General features: G+C 70.5%; 17 protein-coding genes. 15 read left to right on the forward strand and 2 right to left on the reverse strand.

Annotated features, from left to right (window positions below):
- Both FJY74_07170 and FJY74_07175 read left to right on the forward strand, forming a co-directional pair.
- On the forward strand, positions 1-546 hold a 546-nt coding region (locus FJY74_07170), incomplete at its 5' end, for a PLP-dependent transferase (GenBank protein MBM3308088.1).
- 342 nt (positions 547-888) lie between these two features.
- Positions 889-2,571, forward strand: a complete 1,683-nt coding sequence (locus FJY74_07175) for a sodium:solute symporter family protein (protein ID MBM3308089.1) — start codon at positions 889-891, stop codon at positions 2,569-2,571.
- Here FJY74_07175 and FJY74_07180 read toward each other — a convergent pair.
- Entirely contained in the window at positions 2,552-3,895 is a 1,344-nt protein-coding gene (locus tag FJY74_07180) for a DUF4900 domain-containing protein (GenBank protein MBM3308090.1), read from the reverse strand. The genes FJY74_07175 and FJY74_07180 overlap by 20 nt on opposite strands.
- 292 nt (positions 3,896-4,187) lie before the next feature.
- On the opposite strand from FJY74_07180, the gene queF reads away from it, so the two are divergent.
- Both queF and FJY74_07190 read left to right on the forward strand, forming a co-directional pair.
- On the forward strand, positions 4,188-4,595 hold the full coding sequence (queF, locus tag FJY74_07185; GenBank protein ID MBM3308091.1) for an NADPH-dependent 7-cyano-7-deazaguanine reductase QueF: 408 nt from the start codon (positions 4,188-4,190) through the stop codon (positions 4,593-4,595).
- Positions 4,592-5,341 (forward strand): queuosine precursor transporter, encoded by a 750-nt coding sequence (locus tag FJY74_07190; protein ID MBM3308092.1) that lies wholly within the window; start codon positions 4,592-4,594, stop codon positions 5,339-5,341. Before queF ends, FJY74_07190 begins: the two co-directional genes overlap by 4 nt.
- Before the next feature lie 17 nt (positions 5,342-5,358).
- Here the strand turns inward: FJY74_07190 and FJY74_07195 are convergent, their stop codons facing one another.
- A complete protein-coding gene (locus FJY74_07195) occupies positions 5,359-6,483 on the reverse strand; it encodes an alkaline phosphatase (protein ID MBM3308093.1) in 1,125 nt (374 codons plus the stop codon).
- A 239-nt stretch (positions 6,484-6,722) separates the two neighbouring features.
- Here FJY74_07195 and FJY74_07200 point away from each other — a divergent pair, with 239 nt between their 5' ends.
- The 11 genes from FJY74_07200 to FJY74_07250 form a co-directional block, all read left to right on the forward strand.
- Complete coding sequence (locus tag FJY74_07200) at positions 6,723-7,373, forward strand: hypothetical protein (protein ID MBM3308094.1); 651 nt, start codon at positions 6,723-6,725, stop codon at positions 7,371-7,373.
- Positions 7,374-7,397: 24 nt separating this feature from the next.
- Positions 7,398-8,804, forward strand: coding sequence for an MATE family efflux transporter (locus FJY74_07205; GenBank protein MBM3308095.1), 1,407 nt, complete (start codon positions 7,398-7,400; stop codon positions 8,802-8,804).
- 91 nt (positions 8,805-8,895) lie between these two features.
- Positions 8,896-9,816 carry a PTS sugar transporter subunit IIA gene (locus FJY74_07210; protein MBM3308096.1) on the forward strand — a complete coding sequence of 307 codons (921 nt, stop codon included), beginning with the start codon at positions 8,896-8,898 and terminating at the stop codon, positions 9,814-9,816.
- Between the two features lie 9 nt (positions 9,817-9,825).
- Positions 9,826-11,199, forward strand: a complete 1,374-nt coding sequence (locus tag FJY74_07215; GenBank protein ID MBM3308097.1) for an ArsB/NhaD family transporter — start codon at positions 9,826-9,828, stop codon at positions 11,197-11,199.
- 28 nt (positions 11,200-11,227) lie between these two features.
- Complete coding sequence (locus tag FJY74_07220) at positions 11,228-12,886, forward strand: SpoIIE family protein phosphatase (GenBank protein ID MBM3308098.1); 1,659 nt, start codon at positions 11,228-11,230, stop codon at positions 12,884-12,886.
- Positions 12,887-13,076: 190 nt separating this feature from the next.
- Positions 13,077-14,912: a hypothetical protein gene (locus FJY74_07225; GenBank protein MBM3308099.1), complete on the forward strand. Its 1,836-nt coding sequence runs from the start codon at positions 13,077-13,079 to the stop codon at positions 14,910-14,912.
- Between the two features lie 19 nt (positions 14,913-14,931).
- Complete coding sequence (locus tag FJY74_07230) at positions 14,932-16,785, forward strand: hypothetical protein (GenBank protein ID MBM3308100.1); 1,854 nt, start codon at positions 14,932-14,934, stop codon at positions 16,783-16,785.
- Between the two features lie 149 nt (positions 16,786-16,934).
- The gene (locus FJY74_07235; protein ID MBM3308101.1) at positions 16,935-20,030 is read left to right on the forward strand and encodes a tetratricopeptide repeat protein; all 3,096 of its coding nucleotides are present in this window, start codon (positions 16,935-16,937) and stop codon (positions 20,028-20,030) included.
- Between the two features lie 84 nt (positions 20,031-20,114).
- Positions 20,115-20,330 (forward strand): helix-turn-helix transcriptional regulator, encoded by a 216-nt coding sequence (locus tag FJY74_07240; GenBank protein MBM3308102.1) that lies wholly within the window; start codon positions 20,115-20,117, stop codon positions 20,328-20,330.
- Positions 20,331-20,369: 39 nt separating this feature from the next.
- Positions 20,370-21,038, forward strand: a complete 669-nt coding sequence (locus FJY74_07245; protein ID MBM3308103.1) for a hypothetical protein — start codon at positions 20,370-20,372, stop codon at positions 21,036-21,038.
- A 34-nt stretch (positions 21,039-21,072) separates the two neighbouring features.
- Positions 21,073-22,205 (forward strand): pyridoxal phosphate-dependent aminotransferase family protein (locus FJY74_07250; protein ID MBM3308104.1); only part of this gene is annotated, 1,133 nt, incomplete at its 3' end.

A 22,205-nucleotide genomic window follows, 5' to 3' on the forward strand; every position in this document is an offset into this window, starting at 1 on the left:
CACTCCGACGTCGCCGCGGGAGCGCTCATCGGGTCGGCCGAGCTGGTGCGGGGGGCGAAACGGATGCTCGATCACTTGGGCGGGTCGCTGGACCCGCACGCCTGCTTCCTGCTCGAGCGGGGGATGAAGACGCTGGCGCTCCGCGTGCGGCGGCAGAACGAGAGCGCGCAGAAGCTCGCGGAGACGCTGGCCGCGCACCGCGCGGTCGCGCGCGTGCACTACCCGGGGCTTCGGGAACACCCGGGCCACGAGCGCGCGGCGAGGCTCTTCGACGGCATGGGCGGGATGCTGAGCTTCGAACTCCGCGGAGGCGTGCCCGTCGCGGAGCGATTCTCGGCCGCGCTCTCGATCCCCGCGCTCGCTCCGAGCCTCGGCGGAGTCGAGACGCTCGTTACGAGGCCCGCGCTCACGTCGCACTCGGCCCTTGCTCCGGAGGAACGGGGCGCGCTCGGGATCGCGGACTCGCTCATCCGCGTCTCCGTCGGGATCGAAGCCGCTGAGGATCTCATCGCGGACTTCGCGCAGGCGCTCGACCGCGCGGCGTGATCGGAGACGAGCAACGCCGCTGCCTTGGCAGCGGCGTTGTCGCAGTGAGGGGACACTGGCGCTCTCTGGCACTTCCGGACCTGCGGTGCGATGACCTGCGGTGGAGGTGAGGCTTCCGTCACGCTGGTCATTCGGGCTATGTGACCCGCGGGATGTCCGCGGGGTTGCACGGCGTGTTCGGCGCGCGATTGAACGCCATTCGGGCCCGGCCGCGCGGGCCATCGCGGCGCTTGCTTCCCCGCTCACGGCCTCGTAGAATCCCCGCCGAGCCATGACAGGCCGCGCGGCCACCCAGGCTTGGGTGGCCGCATTCGCTTTCCGGGCCGAGCCACGGAGGGGCACATGTCCGCGCAGCTTGCCGTCGTCCTCGCGTATCTCGGAGGGATGCTCGCCGTGAGCGCCGTCGTGCGTCGACGGCCGGGCGGACACCAGGAGTTCTTCCTCGCGGGTCGCACGCTCGGCGCGCTCGTGCTGCTGGGCACGATGGCCGCGACGAACTTCAGCGCGTTCACCGTCGTGGGGTTCTCCGGCGCCGGGTATCGGATGGGCTTCGCGTTCTATCCCGTGATGGCCTACGGCACGGGCCTCATGGCGCTCACGTTCATCGTCATCGGGATCCCCGCGCTCCGGATCGGGCGCGAGCTCGGGCTCGTCACGCCGGCGGAGCTCGTCGAGGCGAGGTTCGGCTCGCCGACGCTCGGCGTGTCGTTCGCCGCCGTGCAGGCGTTCTTCACGCTGCCGTACCTCGCGCTCCAGCCGCTCGCGGCCGGGTACGTCATCGAGGGCCTGCTCGGCGTTCCGCATGCTCTCGGCGCGGCCGCCGTGACTGCGGTCGTCGTGTGCTACGTGCTCGCGGGCGGCATGCGCACCGTGGCGTGGACGGACGTCGTGCAGGGGCTTCTCATGTTCGCGGCGCTCGCCGTCGGGCTCGGCGTGGTCGTCGCCGCGCTCGGAGGGTGGGGCGCGGCGATGGGGCGACTCGCGGCCGAGTCCCCCGCGCACCTCGCGCGCCCCGGGGCCGGGGGCGGGCTCACCGTCGGCATCTGGGCGAGCTACATGGCCTTGTGGTTCACGGCCGACCCCATGCTCCCGCAGCTCTTCCAGCGGTTCTACGCGGCGAAGGACGAGAGGAGCCTCGTGCGGGTCGCCGCGTCCTACCCGGCCGTCACGACCGTGCTCTTCTTCATCCCCGTCGCGATGGGCGCCTTCGGCCGGCTCCTCGTGCCGGGCCTCGAGGGACAGGGCGCCGACAGGATCTTCCCGCTCCTCATGGAGCGCTTCGGCGGGACGTGGCTCCACGCGCTCGCGGCGACGGGCGTTCTCGCGGCCATCATGTCCACCATGGACTCGCAGCTTCTCACGCTCGCGTCGATCGTCGAGCGCGACATCCTGAGGCGGAGAGAGCCCGCCGCGCTGGGGCCACGCGGTGCCCGCTCGTGGGAAGCGCGAGCGGCCGTCGCCGCCCTCGCCGTCGCGGGGCTGCTCCTCGCGCTTCGCCCGCCCGCGACCATGCTCGCGATCGCGACCGAGGCCTTCGCCGGGTTCGCCGTGCTGTTCCCCGTGGTCGTGGCGGCGCTCTACTGGAGGCGCGTGTCCGCGCGCGCCGCCGTCGCGTCCATCGCGGCGGGGGAGGCCGCCGTCATCGCATACCACTTCAAGGTGCTCCCGACGTTCGGGCTGCTCCCGGCCGTCCCGGCGACCGCGGTCGCGGCGGCCGTGCTCGTGATCGCGGGGCTCGCCGCCCCCTCGCGCCGGGAGCCGCCGGACGCGTTCGTCCGCCACGCCCGGTTCGGCATCGGACGGCGCGCGGCGGTCGCGTGGGCGGCGATCTTCGCGGCCTTCTGCGTGCTCTCGACCGACTGGTGGCGCTTCGACGGAAGAAGCCCCGCGATGGTCGCGGGGCTTCCCGAGTGGGTCCTCCAGTTCATCGTGGTCGGGTTCGTGCTCGCCGTCGCGCTGGCCGCGTTCGGGAGGCGGGCGGCCGCGGGCCGGCGGCCCGCAGGCCCTACACCTCCGGCGGGATGACCTCGGCCCATGACACGATCATCATGTCGCCGGTGAGAGGGAAGAACGGAGGGAAGAGCCTGAGCATCCGCGGATCGTAGTGCCAGTTGCGGTCGTAGCCGCTTCGCGCGACGCCCTGAACCCATGTTCCGACGCGCCACGCCTGGTCGGCGATGATGCCGCCCCAGATGGTGAGCGTGCCGCGGGCGGGCGGGTTGTTCCAGCCCTCGACCTGGAACCGTCTGTTGAGCGACATGAAGATGCCGTGGAGCTCGCAGTCGGTCCCGTTCGGGACCGTGTCCTTGATGTAGATGTCCTCGACAGCCACGAGTCCGAGGAGGTCGTCGCATCCGGGGTCGGGTCCCTGGCCGGGCGTGGAGGCCGCGAAGAGGAGGTCGTCCGTGATCCAGATCTCCTTCGAGCAACCGAGGGTGAGCTGTCCGTCGATCGTGCCCTGGATCCAGACAGGGGAGTCGAACCAGGCGGCACCGTTGAGGTTCCTGAGCAGCACGTCGGTCCATCCCGAGAAGGTGCCGCCCGAGTAGCTCCGGTAGCTCAGGGTTCCCGCGGCTCCCCCCCTGCCCAGCACGACCTCACAGTAGCTGCTGTTGCCCGGCAGCGAGGGGCGGTGGAGGCCGCCGTTCATGGCCTCCGCGCGCAGGGTCTGGTTGAGAGCGTTGTAGTTGGGAAGCGGCACCTGCGGAACGCCGATCTGGTAGCCCGCCGTGAACGTCGGGTTGCTGTTCGGCGCCTCGATGTAGCTGCCTGAGGCCGTGACGCGGGCCCCGAACCACGGATCGCCGTCGATCCGCAGGTGGCCGTTCATGTGCACCGGCCCCTCGAAGTAGTCGCCCGTCATGAACCACGTGTCCGGCGCCTGCGAGTTGACGAGCCACTGGTAGTGCGCGAAGGTCTCAGGCGTGAGCACGACCCTGACCTGCCTGACGGCCCGGTCAACCTGTCCCGTCGAGACAACCGTGAAGAGCGGAAGCCCTAGCGGCCCGCTGCTCATGCCGGTCACGGTGTACCCATACTGGCCGCCGCCGAGCGTCTGCTGCTGTGCTCCGAGCCCCGTAGGGTCCAGGGCAGGGTTGCTCTCGTACAGCTTGCTCAGCCAGACACGGGCGCGCTCGATGCCGCCCTCCGCAAGCCACAGAGCCCGCGTGCTGTCGGCCCGGTACTCAACGACATCGGACTCGCCGACGCCCATGGACAGAAGGGCGACCCCGATGAGGAGCGCCGCTAGGGACATCGCCATGACCGCGACGAGACTCGCCGCGCCCTGCTCCGCACGCCCGCGGGGCGCCCGTGGCCAGTTCCTTCTCTCGCACGCTGGGACCCTCATCGTCTCCCCCCTCGGCATAGGTCGCTCGGCGGCTCGTCGGCCTCTGGAATGCCGACAGCGCTGGGGCGACCCGCCCCGGCTGAGCCGGTCAACTGCAAGCAGTGGTCCACAAGCGACTATGCCATGCATTTGCCAGATTGTCAAGAATCCTGATGGCGCGGAACTCGGTCCATACCGCACCCGGGCGCTCATGCCCTCGTGTGCCAACCTCACTGCCGGTGCTATAATCCCGCCCTTGGCCGCCCAGAGCCGCTGGGTAGTGAGGCCCGGCACGACGCGCAGGGGGAACGCCATGGACAAGCTCACCGGTCCCACTGATCTCGACGGGCTCACGCTCCTCGGGCGCGACGCCAGGCCGGAGCGAAGGCTCGAGACCTTCCCGAACCACCACGCCGGTCGTGACTACGTCGTGACGCTCACGACGGACGAGTTCACCTGCGTCTGCCCCGCGACGGGCCAGCCCGACTTCGCGCATCTCGCCATTGAGTACGTTCCCGCCGAGCGCATCCTCGAGTCGAAGTCGCTCAAGCTGTACCTGTGGTCGTACCGCGACCAGGGCGTGTTCCACGAGCATGTGGCCAACGTCATCCTCGACGACCTCGTGAGGGCCCTCGAGCCCCGGTGGTGCAGGGTGGCCGCGCGGTTCGCCGTCCGCGGCGGGATCGCGATCACCGTCGAAGCGGAGCACGGCAAGCGATGAGCGCGCGCGCCGACGCTCCGGCGCCGACCGGGGCCCCGAGCCGCAACCCGGGCCGCGCCGAGGACGCCCTCCGCGTGACCGTGGCGCTCTTCGTCGGCGTCCTCATCACCTCGAACTTCATCGCCGCCAAGCTCATCACCGTCGGCGGCCTCGTCGTGCCGGCCGCCGTGCTCGTGTTCCCGCTCGCGTACATCATCGGCGATGTGCTCACGGAGGTCTTCGGCTACGCGGCCGCGCGGAAGGCCATCTGGCTGGGCTTCGCGTGCAACGTCGTCGCCGTCGCGTTCTCGCACCTGGCCATCGCGCTGCCGCCGGCGGGGGCGTGGACGCTCCGGCCGTTTCCGGACACGGCGTCGTCGCAGGTCGCGTTCGCCGCGGTGCTGGGGCCGGCGCCGCGGATCGTTGCGGCGTCGCTCGCCGCGTACCTGTGCGGGGAGTTCCTGAACTCGATCGTGCTCGCGAAGCTCAAGGTCGCGACGGGCGGCAGGTTCCTGTGGGTGCGCACGATCGGCTCGACGCTCGTGGGCCAGCTCGCGGACTCCGCGGTGTTCATCACCGCCGCGTTCGCGGGCACGGTGCCCGGCGGCGTGCTCAGGGACATCGTGCTCGTGCAGTGGCTCGTGAAGGTCGGGTTCGAGGCCGCCGCCACGCCTGGCACGTACCTCGTCGTGTGGCGGCTCAAGCGCGCGGTCGGCGTGGAGCACTTCGACACGCGGGTGAGCTTCAACCCGCTGAGGTGGGAGTAGGGCACACCAGGAGCGGCCTACCGTCCGGTGGTGACGTACTCGATGAGCAGCTCTCCGACGCGCGCGTTGTCGCTCATCCCGCCGAACGCGTGGCTTCCCGGCCCGTAGGCAAGGAGCGGCACCATGGACGCCGTGTGGTCGTCGCACGCGAAGTGCGGGGCCGTGATGGCGCGCCGTTCGAGCGAGCCGTCAAGAAGCGCGTAGCCTCCGGTCTCGTGGTCCGACGTGACGACGACGAGCGTCCGCCCGTCGCGCTCGGCGAAGTCCATCACCACGCCCACGGCGGCGTCGAAGTCGAGCATCTCGTCCACGATCCAGTCGTGGTCGTTCTCGTGCCCGCCCCAGTCGATCTGAGAGCCCTCGACCATCAGGAAGAACCCGTCGTCGTCGCGCGAGAGGACCTCAAGGGCCTTCCAGGTCAGCTCGCGCAGGTCGGGGTCGCGCTCGCGGGCGCGGCCCGGGTGGTCCGGCGCGAAGAAGGCGGCCGCGCGCTCCGTGTCGCCCAGCGCCCTGAACTCGGCCGGCGCCAGCGCGACGGGCATCCGCTCGCGTATCGCGCTCAGAAGGTCGAGCCCGTCGTGGCGCCCGCCGCCCTCCGCGGCCGGCAGAAAGTGCGACCAGCCGCCGCCGAAGAGCACCTCTACGTCGCTCGCGGCGATCTGCTGCGCAATCTCGAGGTTGTCCTCGCGGCCCGCGACGTGCGCCACGAACGCGGCCGGCGTCGCGTGCGTGATCGAGCACGTGACGACGAGCCCCGTGGCCATACCGCGGTCCTCGGCGTGATCGAGGACAGTCCTGAGCGCGACACCCACAGGCGACATCGCCACAGTGCCGTTCACGGTCTTGTGCCCCGTCGCGAGGGCCGTGCCGCTCGCGGCGGAGTCGGTCACGAGCGCGCTCGCCGACCAGGTGGACACGATCCCCCCGACCGGCAGCCGCTCCATCTCGAGCCGCCCCGCCGCCACCTTCGCCGAGGTGACGTGGGCCGTTCCCATGCCGTCCCCGATCATGAGGACCACGTTGCGGGGCCCGGCGACGGGGGAGGGTGCGGGACGCACGGGAGCGTGCGCGCAGCCTGCGGCGATCAGGACAAGGAGTAGGATGAACGCCTTCGCTGTCGCCCCCGTGACGCTTCTTGACATCGTCGGCCCTCCGAGGAACGAACGGTTTCGGCGCCGCCTCGCGGCCCGAGCGCCCGCCCGGGCCGTCATGGTGCGCCGCTCGAACAAGAGCGTAGCACGCGGCCGCCGGAAGTCAAACGAGGCGGCGGGACCGGTCTATCAGGCTCTGGTCTCGGGCCGCGCGACCGGCTACAATGGAGACATCCCGTTGCGGCGCGTGCTGCCCGGAACCGCAGCGGACACCGCCCGGAGGTGACGCGATGCCCCCCTCGATGAGCAGCAACCCCGCCCGCACGACGGCGGAGCAGCTGCCGACCGGCTTCGAGTCGGCCGGAGGACTCGACGACTCGACGCTCGAGGTCTGCCAGCTTCGCTGGCTCGACGACGCGCTCTCGCCGATCAGCCGCGTTGAATCGTGGTACCTTCTCGCGCACGGGAAGGCGCTGGGGCTCCGCCGCCGCGTCATGGCGCTTCTCTCGCGGCTTCTGAGCATCCCGGCCGAGCCCTATGGCGGCTGGCTCCGGTGGACGGACGCCGGTGGCGGGGCGTCGGCCGCCGCCGCTCCCCGGCACTGGTGCTGCGGCCTACAGGCCGGCGACCTCGTCGAGGTTCGATCGCTCGATGAGATCACGGCGACGCTCGACGAGCACGGCAAGCACGGCGGACTCAAGTTCCTCCGCCCGATGGAGCAATACTGCGGGCGACGCTTCCGCGTGCTCAAGCCCGTGCGGCGGATCCTCGACGAGCACGACCACGTGATGCGGACCATCAAGGACACCGTCGTCCTCGAAGGCGGCATCTGCCACGGCCAGGGCATCCGCGGCAGGGACGGCTGCGACCGGAGCTGCTTCTTCTACTGGAAGGTGGCGTGGGTGAAGAAGGTCGAGCGGAGCGACAGCGACCGTGCATGACCCCGCAGTATATGCCCGCCGCCGATGAACCGTGACCCCGCGTGCGACGGACGCTTCCCCGGCGGCGCCCCGTCGCGCAATCACGTCCTCTCCGACGCCGACATCGGCGGCCTCCTGTGGCGGCTCTCGATCCCCGCGACGGTCGGCATGGCCGCCATGGCAGCGTACAACGTCGTCGACACCATCTTCATCGGCCGCGGCGTCGGGACGCTCGGCATCGCGGGGCTCGCCGTCTGCTTCCCCGTTCAGCTCATCGTCCTGGCCCTCGGACACCTCATCGGGATGGGGGCGGCCTCGATCATCTCCCGCGCGCTCGGCGCGGGCGATCGCGAGCGCGTGGCGCGCACGGCGGGGAACGCGCTCACGCTCATCCTCATCGCCGCCGCGTGCATCATGGCGCTCGGGTTCGGGTTCCTCGATCGGCTTCTGAGGGTGTTCGGCGCCACCGAGGCGATCCTCCCGTACGCGCGGGCGTACATGGCGACCGTGCTCTGGGGCACGGGCTTCTCGTGCTACTCGATGGCCCAGGGGAACATCATCCGCGCCGAGGGGCAGGCGATGGTGGCCATGACTCGCATGCTCATCGGCGCGGGCGTGAACGTCATTCTCGACCCGATCTTCATCTTCGCCCTCGGCATGGGCATCCGCGGCGCCGCGATCGCGACCGTCATCGCGCAGGCGTGCTCCACCGTGTTCATCGCCGCGTACTTCGCGAGCGGCCGGAGCAGCCTCTCCATGCGCCTGAGGGACATGAGGCTCGCGCCGGCGATCGTCCGCGAGACGCTCGCGGTCGGCGCGGCCTCGTTCGGCCGGATGGTCGCTGGCAGCGTCGTCATGATCATCCTCAACAGGAGCCTCGGGCGCCACGGCGGGGACCTCGCGATCGCCGCGTACGGCGTCATCCACCGCATCCTGCAGTTCTCGTTCATGCCGCTCATGGGATTCGCGCAGGCGCTCCAGCCGGTGGCGGGGTTCAACTACGGCGCGAAGCGCTACCTCACCGCGAGACACGCGATGCGCATCTCGTCGGTGCGCTCCACGCTGTTCGCCGCGGGCGCGTTCGCGGCGTTCATGCTCGCCGCGCGGCCGATGATCGGTCTCTTCTCGCGGGACGACGAGCTCATCCGGATGGCGGTCCCGGCCCTCCGCATCGTTGCGGCGGCGTTCCCGATGCTCGGGGTCCAGATGATGGGGGCCGCGCTGTTCCAGGCGTTCGGACGCGCTCGGCCCGCGGTCTTCCTCACGCTCTCGCGGCAGGTGGTCTTCTTCATACCGCTCGTGCTCTTGCTTCCCCTCTCGATGGGCCTTTGGGGCATCTTCCTCGCGTTTCCCGCGGCCGACGTCCTCGGGACCGTCGTGACCGTCGCCATGCTCGTCCGCGAGTCACGGAGACTCGAGCGGATGCACCTGTCGTTCGAGGCGGCGTCGTAGGGCGCGCCACGAGCGCCTTGCACTGGCGCGGAGTCGGTGCGATACTCCCCGCCATCCGAGCCCGAACCGGACCCACTCCGCAGGCAGGCCCATGGACCTCGCGCGGCACATCAGCCCGGACCAGATCCTCGTCGGCATCGAGGTCAACGACAAGTGGGAGCTCCTCGACCGCATGATCGCGGCGGTCGGGCGGAGCCCCATCGTCGCCTCGCAGCCCGACCAGGTGAAGAGCCGGATCGGCCCGCTCATCCTCGCGCGGGAGCGTGAGCACCCGTCGGGCATCGCCAACGGGCTTGCGTATCCCCACGCGCGCGTCCCCGGCTTCCGCGGGTTCGTCGCGGCGCTCGCCGTCCTCAGTCGCGAGATCGAGTACGAGACCCTCGACAGCACGGCCGTCAGGCTCGTGTTCATGGCCGTGACCCCGCTCGAGACGCCGATGGTCGGCATGCAGACGATGTCGCTCTTCGCCGGCCTCATGTCGCAGGCCGACGCGCGGGAGTTCCTGCTCACGCAGACCGACCCGGCCAAGGTCTACGAGTTCCTCGTCGAGCAGGCGCCGGCGTTCGAGCTCGTCGTCACGGCGCGGCAGCTCATGCGGCCCCTGACGGTGAAGGTCGCCCCGGACACGCCCATCCGCGTCGTGTCGCAGCTCATGTGCCAGTACGGCACCGACGCCGTGCCCGTGCTCGACGTGGACGACCGGATCGTGGGAGAGGTGACGAGCGACATCCTCTTCAAGAAGGGCCTGCCGGACTTCTTCTCGCAGCTCACGAACGTGGCCTTCATGCGCCACTTCGATCCGTTCGAGGCCTACTTCGAGAACGAGGCGAAGGCGAAGGCGGGCGACGCGATGTCGGCCGACTTCGCGGCGCTCCCAGAGGACGCGACGCTCATGGAGGTCGTGTACCTCTTCTCCGTGCGGAAGTACCCGAAGATCTACGTCGAGCGGGACCGCAGGGTCGTGGGCGTGATCGACCGCGCCGTGGTCGTGGACAGGATCCTCAACGTCTAGGAGACGTGGATGGGGCCGGCAGGAGACGCAGCCCGCCAGCTCGCGGCGAGGATGGCAGTGCCTCCCACGGCGGGGATGTGGTTCCCCATCGTCGTCTTCGGCGTCGTGTACGCGCTCATCGCGTCGGAGAAGGTGGACAAGACCGTCGCGGCATGTCTCGGCGCGGCGCTCGTCATCATGCTGGGCGGCATCTCGTACCACGACGCGCTCACGTACATCGACCTCAACGTCGTCTTCCTGCTCGTCGGCATGATGATGATCGTCGGCGTCCTCGCCGAGACCGGCTTCTTCGAGTGGATGGCGGTGCTCGTGGCGCGGAAGACGAGGGGAGACGGCGCGGCGGTCCTCGTGCTGTTCCTCGTGCTGACCGCCGTCATCTCGGCGTTCCTCGACAACGTCACGACGGTCGTGCTCATCGCGCCCGTCACCATTCTCGTGTGCCAGGTCCTCGAGCTCCCCGTGATCCCGTTCCTTGTCCTCGAGGCCGTGTTCTCGAACATCGGAGGCACGGCGACGCTCATCGGGGACCCGCCGAACATCATGATCGCCTCCGAGACCGGACTCTCGTTCAACGAGTTCATCGCGCACCTCGGGCCCGCGGTCGTCGTCATCATGGCCGCGAGCGTGATCGCCGTGCTCGCGAAGTACCGCAGGCAGCTCGTTGTGCGCGAGTCGCTGCGGAAGCGCATCGAGAAGGCCGACCCCGCCGCGGCCATCACGGACCACAGACGGCTGCGCCGCGGCCTCGCGGTGTTCGGTCTCGTGCTCCTCGGCTTCTTCCTCGGGCGGTCGGCGGGCATTGAGCCGGGCATCGTCGCGCTGGCGGGCGGGATGCTCACGGCGCTGGCGTGCGGAAGCGACATCCGTCGCGTGATGGGGAAGGTGGAGTGGAACACGATCCTCTTCCTCGTCGGGCTCTTCATGCTCGTGGGGGCGATGCAGGAGCGGGGGGCGTTCGTCTGGCTCGGCCGCGAGCTCGTCATCCTCACGCGCGGCAATCTGCTTGCGACGACGCTCGTGATCCTGTGGGGCAGCGCGCTCGCGTGCTCCGTCGTGAACGCGATCCCGCTCACGATGGCAACGATCCCGCTCATCCGGTCGATCGTGCCGCTCTTCGCCGCGCAGCTTGGCATCGCGGGCGACGCCGCGGCGGTCCACGTGCAGGTCACCTACCCGCTCTTCTGGGCGCTGTCCCTCGGCGCGTGCCTCGGCGGGAACGGGACGCTCGTCGGCGCGGCGGCGAACGTCGTCATCGCGCAGACGGGCAGGCGGAACGGCTACGACATCACCTTCGGGCGCTTCGCGCGCATCAGCTTCCCGCTCATGCTCCTCAGCGTCGTCATCGCTGCCGCGTACCTCTGCCTGAGGTACTTCCTCCTCTAACCGGCCCCGCGGCCGGGGGGCTTGGTCCATGGCCTTCGCACTCGTGGGAACCGTCAACGGGACGCGCGTGAGCCTGGAGCTCCGCGATGGAGACCAGGTCGTCGGCCGCGCTCCCGAGTCGGACATCCGCCTCGAACACCGATCCGTGTCGCGTCGGCACGCGCTCGTATCGGTTGCCGGCGGGCGCGTGACGGTGACGGACCTCGGGAGCCGGAACGGCACGCGCGTGGACGGCGCTCGCATCGCCGCGCCGACGCCGGCGCGGGCGGGCAGCCGGATCGCCTTCGCGGACGTGTCATTGACGCTCCGCGCGCCCGGGCCTCCCGAGAGCACGGAGTACTGCCTGAGCGCGTCGGCCGTCGTGACGTCGGCCGTCCCGGTCTCGGCTCTCGCGGGGCCCACGGGCGAGCGTGGCGCGGGCCGCGACCTCTTCCGCGTCCTCGCCGACGCCGGTCAGTTCCTCGTGAGCGAGCGCCCGCTTGAGGGGATCTACGAGGACGTCCTCGGGCTCGTCGAGCGCGCGATCGCGTGTGACCGCATCGTCCTTCTCTCCCTGGAGGGCGAGGCGAGGACGCCGACGGTGCGCGCGTCGCGACTTCCGTCCGGGCGCGGCCGGGGCGACGAACTCGTGCTCAGCACCACGATGGTGCGTCAGGTGCTCGAGGACGGCGTCTCGCTTCTCACGAGCGACGCGCAGGCGGACCCGCGCTTCGGCGGGCACGACAGCGTCGTGCGGCAGGGCATCCGCGCGGCGATGGCCGCGCCGCTCTTCGACAACCACGAGATCATCGGCCTCCTGTACGCGGACACGACCGACCCCTCGTCGCGATACGGGGAGGACGAGCTCCGCGCCTTCACCGTGCTCGCGAACCTCATCGCCGTGAAGATCACGCAGGCGAGGCTGACCGAAGCGGAGGAGGAGAGGAAACGGTTCGAGCGCGAGCTCGGGACGGCGCGCGAGATCCTGGGGCACATCCTGCCCGAGACCGTCGAGGGCGTCGACCACTACGAGATCAGCGTCTCCTACACGCCGTGCGCCGAGGTGGGCGGCGACCTTTACGACGTGAGGCACCTGGAGGACGGGCGCTCGGTGATCATGGCGGGCGACGTGGCAGGGAAGGGACTCGGGGCCGCCATTCTGGTCTCGAGCATCGTCCCGGTGGCCGAGGTGCTGCTTGGGGGCGAGCGCGACCTCGTGAGCGCCGTGTCCGCGCTCAACCGGCAGGTCTGCGCGTCCACGGACGCCGTGCGCTACGCGACGCTGTTCGTCGCCGCGCTCGACCGCGCGAGCGGCCGGCTGGACTACGTGAACGCGGGGCACAACGCGCCGATCCTCGTGACCGCCGCGGGCGCGATGCGCGAGATCGCGGCGACCGGCATGCCGATCGGGATGCTCGAAGACGCTCCGTATGCCGCCGCGTCCCTCGTGCTCGAGCCGGGATCGTCGCTCGTCGTGTTCAGCGACGGCGTCACCGAGGCCGTGGGCAGGGACGGGGAGTTCTACGGAGAAGAGCGGCTGCGCCGGGCGCTGGGTCGGGCGGTGGCGGCGGGCGGCGAAGGAGAGGCGCCTTCCGCCTCGGACCTCGTGTCGCTGGTCATGGATGACCTGGGAGCGTTCACCGCGGGAGCGCCACAATCCGATGACATCCTCCTGCTTGTGGTGAAGCGAACCCCGAATCCCGTGTGACTGCCAGCCGCAGCGGTCGGGTCCAGGACGCAGACTCGACCCCCGCCGGATTGAGGCGCCGCTCACTGATACTGAGACGAAATCATTGACGAATGTCAGTGACTATGGTATAGTTCTGCCATCAAACCGGCATGATGCCGTGCGCTTGAGTGGCTTGAGAGAGGGGGCACCAGTGGAGAACCGCTACGGCATGACAGTGGTCGCAGCAGCTGTTGCGGCGGTCATCGCGCTTTCGTGCGCTCCGACCGCTGCCGCGACGGATGTGTATGTCGCCGACGGCGCCGCGTGCAGCATCGCCGCGTACACCGACACGGTCCCGGCGTTCCTCTCGACGCAAGAGCTCTGCTTCGTTGAAGGCATGGCCATCGACCGACAAGGGAAGCTCCTCGTCGCGGCATATCAGCTGGGCGTCGCACGCGTCGATCCGGCAACGTCGGAGATCACCGTGCTCGATCCGTATGCGTACCAGCCTGGCGACGTCTACCCCGACTGCCTCTCCGACGACGTCTACTTCGTCACGTACTCCTATCCGGCGCTCTACGTCCTGCCGGGCGGAACAGGGCCAGGCCAGTACTGCATGTCGTTCGACAGAACGCCCGTGGACATCCAGGTCTATCCGTCCGGTGACAGGGCCGGGCACCTGCTCGTGCTCTTCGAGAGCGAGGAGATGGAGCCCGCGTACCTCGCGGAGTTCCGGCGCACGGGGCCGACGAGCTTCGAGGTGCTGCCGCCCGCTCTTGAAGAGGCCACGGAGTACGCCAGGGGCTTCGCGATCCGCCCCGACGGCCGGATCGTGCTCCTCGACCAAGAGACGGGCATGTACGACGTCGGCCCCGGGGGTCAGCTCACGCACTTCGGGCCGTCCGCCGGGCTCTGGGGCAGCGACATCGACATCGGGGCCGATGGGACCATCTACGTCGTGGACGGGGAGGTGTCCCTGACGCACCGGTTCGACCCCGACGGCCACTGGATCCTCCCCAGCCTCAACACCGTCGTCGATCAACCGCGCGCCGTCGCTGCGGTGGGACTCACGCCGTCGCCGCCGGGCGAGGGCGTTCCTGTGATCCCGGTCGAGGGCGTCGAGCTCCTGTTCGAGAGCGTCGCGGAGGGTGGGTTCACCTGGGCGACGACGACCACGACGACGAGCCGCACGAGCCCGGGCGGGAACACGCTGCCCGAGTACGCGGCTGCGCCCGCCGGCAGGGACGGCTTCACGTACGTGTCGCTCGCGACAACGGCGACCTACGAGAACCTCATCCAGGTGGACGTTCTGCTCCCGGGCAGCCGTCTCTTCTTCGCGCACGGGATGGGGGAGGTGTTCCAGGACGTGACGGTCGAAGGGACGATCGAGGACGCGCGCGGCGTGATCTCGCGCTTCTCCGAGGTGGTCGCGGTGGACGACTCCCGCCCCCTGGGCGCCGTCGTTGACGACAAGTTCGCGCGGCTCCACGACATCCTGAGTCCCGACATCGCCGCGCGGCGCTCCGCCGTCGAGTCGGCCAAGCGGTCGCTGCGCGCGCGCGCCCTCACGGCGGAGCGGTTCTACCGCACGGGCGCCACGGCGGCGGCGATCAACGAGCTTGGGCAGCTCAACGACGCGACGCGCGCGTTCGCGGGGTCCGCCATTCCGAACTCGTCCGCGAGCCCCGGCGGCAACCTCGCCGGCGAGATCCTGTCGCGGTCGAAGACGCTCATGTTCAGCCTGTCGGCTCTGCGAGGTTCCTTCGACGAGCTCGCCCCCGGGCGCGTCGCGTCGTCGCTCTCGCTCGCGTGCGGGAACCCCGCGCGCGGCGAGTGCCGGATGACGCTCGCCGGCCCCGCCGGGTCGCGCGCGGTCGTGACGCTCCACACCGTATCCGGGAGGTTCGTGAGGACGCTGTACGACGGCGTGCTCTCCGGTGGGGTTGAGTCGCTGGTCTGGGACGGCGCCGACGCGGATGGATGGCCCGCGGCCTCGGGCGTGTACTTCGCGCGCGTCGAGTCCGGTGGCGATGCCGAGAGCGCCAAGGTCGTGTTCGTTCGCTAGGACATCGGAAGAGGTGCACATGCGGCCACGTCACGCGGTCCTTCTTGCCGCGCTGCTCGTCGGGCTCGCGCCCACAGCAGCGCACGGGATCCTGAAGCTCTACGCGGCCGACGCCGAGAGCGCGCGGATCTGGGGGTTCGCCGGCATCGAGCCCTTCGTGATCACCCGTGCCGGTTCGTTCGGCGGCGTCCAGGACATGGCGATCGCCTCGGACGGGCGCATCCTCGTCGCGAGCGCCGCGGGGCGGATCTCTGCGGTCAGCCTCGGGACCGGCGGCGTCGAGGACCTGGTCACCGGGGTAGCTCCTCTCGAGCTCTACCCGGACGGTGAGTCCACGGACATCTACTTCGTGAAGGATGACTCCGTCTCGCTCTGGGTTCTGCCGGGAGGCGGGGGGACCGCCGAGAGCTGCATGACGTTCCGCGGCCCGGTGCTGGACCTCCTCGTCGCGCCGATGGGGCCGAGGAAAGGGCACGTCATCGCGCTGATCGGTGCCCGCGGGGACACGCTCCCGTACATCGCGGAGTACGAACGCACGGGTCCGACGACCTTCACCGAGCTCGATCCGATCGTTGAGGAGGCGACCGCGAACGCGATCGACCTTGCCCTCCGGCCGAACGGCGCGCTCGTGCTCCTGGACCGCGCGTTCGGCCTTCACAACGTCGGCCCTGACGGCGGGCTTCAGCAGTTCGGACCCGGGCACATCGGCGCGGGCTCGGACGACGTGGACATCGGCTCGGACGGCACCATCTACGTCGCGAGCGCCTCGATGTGCAGGATCCACCGGCTCAACCCCATGGGGCAGATCATCAATCCGGCGCTCACGATGCCGAACGCGTGCCCGAGCGCCCTCGTCGCGCTAGGGTTCACCCCGACGCCGCCCGGCGCGGGCGTCCAGGTGAACCCGGCCGAGCACGTCGAGCTTCGTCTCGAGAGCGTCGCGGAGGGCGGCTACTCGTCGGCCGTGCTGACGGAGTCCGCGAGCAGGACCAGTCCGCAGGGGAACACGCTTCCGTTCTACGCGGCGCTCCCCGACGGAGAGACGGTGTTCACCTACGTCGGGCTCTCGTCCACCGCGACGCATGAGAACCTCATCCAGGCGGACGCCCTGATGCCGGGGACCCGGCTGTTCGCGTGCGCGTCGTCGGGCTCTTCGAGGGGCATGTTCAGGGACGTGACAGTCGAGGGGAGCATCGAGGACGCCCGCGGCGTCATCTCTCGGTTCGACGAGTTCGTGCTCGTCGTGGACAACCGGCCGGCGGGCGACGTCGCAGACAACAAGTTCGGGATGCTCGATGAGATCCTCGTTCCAGGCGCCGATGATCCTCAGGAGCTGCAGGCGGCGAAGGCGGAACTTGAGGTCTACGCCGACCAGGCGTTCGCGTACTACGGCTCGTACCTCTACGCGTGGGCCATCGACGAGCTCTCCGCCATGAACGCCGTCATCCGCGGCTATGCTGGAAGCGTCATCCCCAACTCGCCGGCCCATCCCTTGGGCAACCTCGCGGGTGAGATGCTCTCGCGCTCGAAGACGCTCATGTTCACGCTCGGTCTCCTGACGCCGCCCACCGACGTGCCCGGCGTGCCCGTCGCCGGCGAGGCCGCGTACTCGCTCTCGTACGCGAGCCCCTCGCGGGACGAGTGCAGGTTGGAGCTGGCCGGTCCGGCGGCCGGGCGCGTGACCGTGACGGTCTGCACGACGGCGGGTCGCGTCGTGAGGACGCTCTACGACGGGCCGTTCGCGGGCGGGCGCGCGACGATCGTGTGGGACGGCACGGACGACGCGGGACAGCGGGCGGCGTCGGGCGTGTACTTCGCGCGCGTGGAATCCGGCGGCGAGGCGGCGACGGGGAAGGTCGTCCTCATCCGATAGTGCGCTGCGGGCGGCAAGCGGAGACGGCGCCGGCCGGGGGCACAAAACCCCTGCCGGCGCCGGGCGCTTTCTGCTAGGCTCCGGCGCGCGGTGAGCGGTCGTCAGGGGCGTCGCGGCGCTGAGGCGCGCGGCAGCCACGGAGCGCGGGCATGATCGGCAGGACCATCACGCACTATCGGATCCTGGAGGAGATCGGTCGCGGCGGCATGGGCGTCGTCTACGCCGCCGAGGACACGAAGCTCGGACGCAGGGTCGCGATCAAGATGCTCCCGCGGGATCTCACCGGCGACCCGGAGCGCCTCGGCCGCTTCGTCCGGGAGGCGCAGGCTACCTCGGCGATCAACCACCCGAACATCGCGACGATCTACGAGATCGACGAGGCGGACGGCGCCACGTTCATCGCGATGGAGTTCGTCGAGGGGCGGACGCTGCGCGCGCTGATCGGAAGCGCGCTGCTCGCGCCGCGCGACGTCGTGGGCATCGGGCTCCAGCTCGCCACGGGTCTTGGGAAGGCGCACGAGCTGGGGATCGTCCACCGCGACATCAAGCCCGAGAACGTCATCGTGCGGCCGGACGGGATCGTGAAGATCCTCGACTTCGGGCTCGCCAAGCTGCTCGCTGCGCCCGAGGCCGGCGACACGACCGGCGCGATGACGCTCACCGAGGCGGGCGTCGTGCTCGGCACCGCGCGGTACATGTCGCCGGAGCAGGCGCAGGGCAGGCCCGCGGACGCGCGCTCCGACGTCTTCTCAGCCGGCGCCGTGCTGTACGAGATGGCCGCAGGCAGGCCGGCGTTCCCGGGCGACGGCCGCCTCGACGTGCTGTACGCAGTCGTGACGAGGGCCCCGGATCCGATCCCGGATGAGGGCAGCTTCCCCGCGGCGTTCACGGCGGTCGTCGCCCGCGCGCTCGCGAAGGAGCCGGACGACCGGTTCCGCGACTGCGCCGCCATGGCCGCCGCGCTGCGCGAGGCCGCGACCGCCGCTGCGGTGGACGGCGCGGCCGTGGGGGCCGCCCCTTCGCTCACCGGGCGCTCGTGGGCGACGGCGACCGGCGCCGCCGCGCCTCGCGCGGAGACGGGTGGCCCGCGCCATGCGCTCGCCGTGCTTCCCCTTCGCAACGTGAGCGGGGCCGCGGACGCCGCATGGATGCAGTCCGGCCTCCAGATCATGCTCTCGAGCGAGCTCGCGCACGTCCCCGCCGTGCGCGTCGTCTCGCCCGACAGGCTCAACGCCGTGCTCGCCGATCTCCGGATCGAGCCCGGCTCCCCGCTCGACGCCGCCACGCTGAGGTCGCTCTCGGAGCACCTGAGCGCCGACACGATCGTGTGCGGAAGCTACGTCAGGCTCGGCCCCGCGACCAGGATCGACCTCGTCGTCACGCAGCCGGCGACGGGAGCGGAGTCGCACGTCAGGTTCGACGGGGAGGACGACGCGGCGCTCCTCGACGCGGTGGGGCACCTCGCGGCCGAAACGCTGCGCGTGATCGAGGTCGGCGCGGAGCGCGACCTTGTCACGACCATGGTCGGCGAGAAGGGCTCGCGCGATCCGGAGTCGGTCAAGGCGTACGTGGACGGCCTCTCGAAGCTGTATCAGGGGAACAACGCCGAGGCGGCCGCGCTGCTCCGGGATGCGACGGAGCGGGACCCCGGCTTCGCCCTGGCGTTCACGTATCTCGGCGAGGCCCTGTCGAACCTCGGGCGCGACGACGATGCGGCCGGGGCGCTGGCGACGGCCGTCGGGCTGTCGCGGACGCTTCCGCGCGCCGACCGGCTCTTCGTGGCGGCGCGCCAGGCGCTCGCGGCGGGCGAGGCGACCCGCGCCATCGAGGCGTTCGAGGAGCTCACGAGGCTCCTCCCGAACAACCTCGGGGCGTTCTACGAGCTCGCGCTCGCCTGCGAGCTCGAGGGCGACTGGGAGAAGGCGGCCGCGAACCTCGAGCGTGTCGTCGAGCTGGACCCGAAGTTCGCGGCGGCCGTCTTCGCGCTCGGGCGCGTGCACATCAAGAAGGGGGACTGCGAGAAGGCCCTCGAGGAGCTGCACCGGGCGCTCTCGCTCCACGTGCTCTCCGGCAACAGGGAGGGCGAGGCGACGGTGCTGAACGCGATTGGCCTCTCGCACTTCTGGCTCGACCGCCACGACGACGCGCTCAAGCGCTACGGCGAGAGCCTGGCGATCAAGCGCGACATCGGCGACACGAGGGGCATGAGCGCGACGCTGTCGAACATGGCGGTGGTCTATCAGGTGCGCGGGGACTACGAGCGATCGATCGCGACGTACCGAGAGGCGCTCGAACTGAGCGAGAAGCTCGGGGACAAGCAGGGCGTCGCCGAGAACTGCATCAACCTCGGGACGGTCCTCGAGGAGCAGGGGCGGCTCGACGACGCGCTCGACAGCTACAAGCGCGCGCTCGAGATCGAGCCGGAGCTCGGCGACCGCATGGCGGAGATCCTCTGCCTCAACAACATCGGGAACGTGTACCTCACGCAGGGCCGCGTGGACGACGCCGAGGTGTACATCGACCGCGCGCTCGAGGCGAGACGGGAGCTCGGGGAGAAGAAGGGCGTCGCGATCTCCCTCAACTACGTCGGGAACATCGCGCGGCTGCGGGGGCAGTACGACAAGGCGCTCGCGCGGTACCTCGAGGCGCTCGAGATCTTCCGCGCGATCAAGTGGGCCGGCGGCGAAGCGGAGACGCTCGTGTACATGGCGTCGGTCATGGCCGCGCGTGGGCGGCACGCGGCGGCCCTGGAATCGCTCGCAGACGCCGAGCGCGTCTACGGGGAACTCGGCGATCAGTGCGGCGCGGCCGTGGTGCTGACGGCTCGGGCCGATGCCGAGTGCGCGCTGGGCGACTGCGCGGCGGCCGCCGCGACGGTCGAGCGGGCCGTGAGCGCGGCCGACAGCGTCGGGAGCAACGACCTCAGGGCGGGCGCGCTCCTTGCGCGCGGGCGCGTACGGCGGCTCCTCGGCGACGCCGCGGCGGCGCTGGAGGACCTCGAGGCCGCGCGGGCCGCCGCCGACGCGTGCGGGGCCCGCATCACCGCGCTTCGCGTGCAGATCGAGCTGGCGCACGCCCGAGTCGCTGCCGGGAGCGCGGAGCGGGCCGTCGAGCTCGCGGCGGACGCCGTGGACGAGGCGAAAGCGCTGAGGCTGGGCTCGCTCCTGGCCGAGGCGCAGCTGGCCAGCGAGGAAGCGCTCCGCGCGGCCGGGAGACCCCGCGACGCGGCAACCCAGACGCCGTAGCGCGGCACACCGTGCGTAAAGCCAACTAATCACAAAGTAATCAATACTTGACATCCAGGGACAGCCCTGGCACACTCCCGGCCGATGAGCGACGCCGTCCGGAACGAGGTCAGGAAGCTGCGGTTTCTCCACGGGGAGATGACCCAGGAGGAGCTGGCCGCGCGCGTGGGCGTGACGCGCCAGACCATCATCGCGATCGAGAAGGGGAAGTACAATCCCTCGGTCGCGCTTGCGCTTCGCATCGCCCGCGCGTTCGGCGTGCCGCTCGAGCAGGTCTTTGAGCTTGAGGAGAGCGGGTAGGCGCGGACGCGCCGGAACCGGGAGACCCTGATGCCACCCATGAGTCAGAGAGCGCTTCTCGTCCTCGGGATCGTCTACGCCGCGCTCTGCATCGCGCTCGGCGCGCTGGTCAACGCGTACTTCTACCTCGCGCTTGTTCCGCTCACCGTTGCCCGTCCCCTCCTCCGCGAGGTCGGCCTCCTGGCCGGCGGGGACGAGCGCGAGCGCGTCGTGTCCTACCGCTCGAGCCACGTCGCGTTCCTCGTGGCCGTCTCGATCGCGGGGATCAGCTTCGTCAAGGCGATGATCGACGACGCGGAGCCGGCCTTCGAGATCTGCGTGGTCCTCTTCGTGACGCTGCTCGTGAAGTTCGCGCTCCTCGTGATGCAGGTGAAGGCGCGCAGACGGGCGGGACGGGCCGTCGCGTGGGTCATCGGGGGCGCGTGGCTCCTCTTCGTGCTGGCGTCGCACGGGCTCTCCGTTGTGTCGCTCGTGGAAGCGGCCCCGTGGCTCGCCGTGTTCGCCTTCGCTCTGGTCTCGATCCGCTGGCCGAGGGTCGGCGGGGCAGGCATCGTACTCGTGGGCTTCGCCACGCTCTGGTTCTTCGTGCTCGGCTTCCGCCAGCCGATCGGTCCCAGGATGCTCGTGGCCGCGCTCATCCCATCGCCGCTCGTCCTCGCCGGGGTGCTGCTCCTCGCGGGCGGCCGCGACTGGCGCGAGGAGGAGTGACGGTCGGCGGCGCGGCCGTCGGCAGGAGGGCGAGATGAACCTCTTCGACAAGTGCCACGAGTTCAGCCGCTGGATCGACTCGCTCAAGGCCCGGCGCGAGTACTTCTACCTGCGCGCGTTCGACCCGCCCGCCGCTCCCGTCGTGGACATGCGCGGCAGGCGCCTCATCATGCTCGGGTCGAACAACTACCTTGGCCTGGCCACGCACCCGAAGGTGATCGAGGCGACGGTGAAGGCCGTGCGCGAGTTCGGCACGGGCGCGTGCAGCTCGCGCGTGCTCACGGGCACCTCGTCCCTTCACGCCCGGCTCGAGCGGCGCCTCGCTGAGTTCAAGCGCGCCGAGGACGCCGTCGTCTTCAGCAGCGGCTTCGCGACGATGATGGGGACCGTGAGCGGCATCACCGCCGAGGGAGACGTCGTGTTCAGCGACGCCCTGAACCACGCGAGCATCGTGGACGGCTGCCGCCTGTCGCGCGCCGACGTGCAGATCTGGCGCCACGGCGACATGGGCCACCTCGAGGAGTTGCTTGCGGCGTGCCCGCCTGAGCGGGGCAAGCTCATCGTCACGGACGGCGTGTTCAGCATGAAGGGAACGGTGGCGGACCTGCCGGGCATCCGCGCGCTCGCCGATCGCTACGGCGCGAGGGTCATGGTGGACGACGCGCACGGCACCGGCGTGCTCGGCGCGACCGGCCGCGGCACGGCGGAGCACTTTGGCATGGAAGGGCGGATCGACCTCATCTGCGGGACCTTCAGCAAGTCGCTCGGGACCATCGGAGGGTTCACGGCGGCGGAGGCGGACGTCGTCACCTTCCTCAAGCTCAACTCCCGGGCGTTCATCTTCACGGCCGCCCCGCCTCCGGCCTTCATGGCGACGGTGCTCGCGTGTCTCGACGTCCTCGAGGAAGAGGGGCCTGCGCTGCTCGCGCGCATGCGCGAGAACACCACGTTTCTCAAGAACGGACTCACGGCGGCCGGGTTCCGTCTCGAGGAGACCATCACGCCGATCATCCCGGTCCTCGTGGGGGAGGACGCGAAGGCGTTCCGCATGGCCGGGGCGCTCGAGGACGAGGGGGTCGTGGTGAACCCGATCGTGTCGCCGGCGGTGCCGCCGGACTCGGCGCTCATCCGCCTGAGCGTGATGGCGAGCCTCGGCCGGGACGACCT

The organism is Candidatus Effluviviaceae Genus I sp., assembly GCA_016867725.1.
GTDB lineage: Bacteria > Joyebacterota > Joyebacteria > Joyebacterales > Joyebacteraceae > VGIX01.

Bases quoted from the DNA above. Each gene is read 5' to 3' on its own strand.
- FJY74_07175 (MBM3308089.1), top strand. From the start codon at position 889: ATGTCCGCGCAGCTTGCCGTCGTCCTCGCGTATCTCGGAGGGATGCTC.
- FJY74_07180 (MBM3308090.1), bottom strand. From the start codon at position 3,895: ATGAGGGTCCCAGCGTGCGAGAGAAGGAACTGGCCACGGGCGCCCCGC.
- queF (MBM3308091.1), top strand. From the start codon at position 4,188: ATGGACAAGCTCACCGGTCCCACTGATCTCGACGGGCTCACGCTCCTC.
- FJY74_07190 (MBM3308092.1), top strand. From the start codon at position 4,592: ATGAGCGCGCGCGCCGACGCTCCGGCGCCGACCGGGGCCCCGAGCCGC.
- FJY74_07195 (MBM3308093.1), bottom strand. From the start codon at position 6,483: ATGTCAAGAAGCGTCACGGGGGCGACAGCGAAGGCGTTCATCCTACTC.
- FJY74_07200 (MBM3308094.1), top strand. From the start codon at position 6,723: ATGCCCCCCTCGATGAGCAGCAACCCCGCCCGCACGACGGCGGAGCAG.
- FJY74_07205 (MBM3308095.1), top strand. From the start codon at position 7,398: ATGAACCGTGACCCCGCGTGCGACGGACGCTTCCCCGGCGGCGCCCCG.
- FJY74_07210 (MBM3308096.1), top strand. From the start codon at position 8,896: ATGGACCTCGCGCGGCACATCAGCCCGGACCAGATCCTCGTCGGCATC.
- FJY74_07215 (MBM3308097.1), top strand. From the start codon at position 9,826: ATGGGGCCGGCAGGAGACGCAGCCCGCCAGCTCGCGGCGAGGATGGCA.
- FJY74_07220 (MBM3308098.1), top strand. From the start codon at position 11,228: ATGGCCTTCGCACTCGTGGGAACCGTCAACGGGACGCGCGTGAGCCTG.
- FJY74_07225 (MBM3308099.1), top strand. From the start codon at position 13,077: ATGACAGTGGTCGCAGCAGCTGTTGCGGCGGTCATCGCGCTTTCGTGC.
- FJY74_07230 (MBM3308100.1), top strand. From the start codon at position 14,932: ATGCGGCCACGTCACGCGGTCCTTCTTGCCGCGCTGCTCGTCGGGCTC.
- FJY74_07235 (MBM3308101.1), top strand. From the start codon at position 16,935: ATGATCGGCAGGACCATCACGCACTATCGGATCCTGGAGGAGATCGGT.
- FJY74_07240 (MBM3308102.1), top strand. From the start codon at position 20,115: ATGAGCGACGCCGTCCGGAACGAGGTCAGGAAGCTGCGGTTTCTCCAC.
- FJY74_07245 (MBM3308103.1), top strand. From the start codon at position 20,370: ATGAGTCAGAGAGCGCTTCTCGTCCTCGGGATCGTCTACGCCGCGCTC.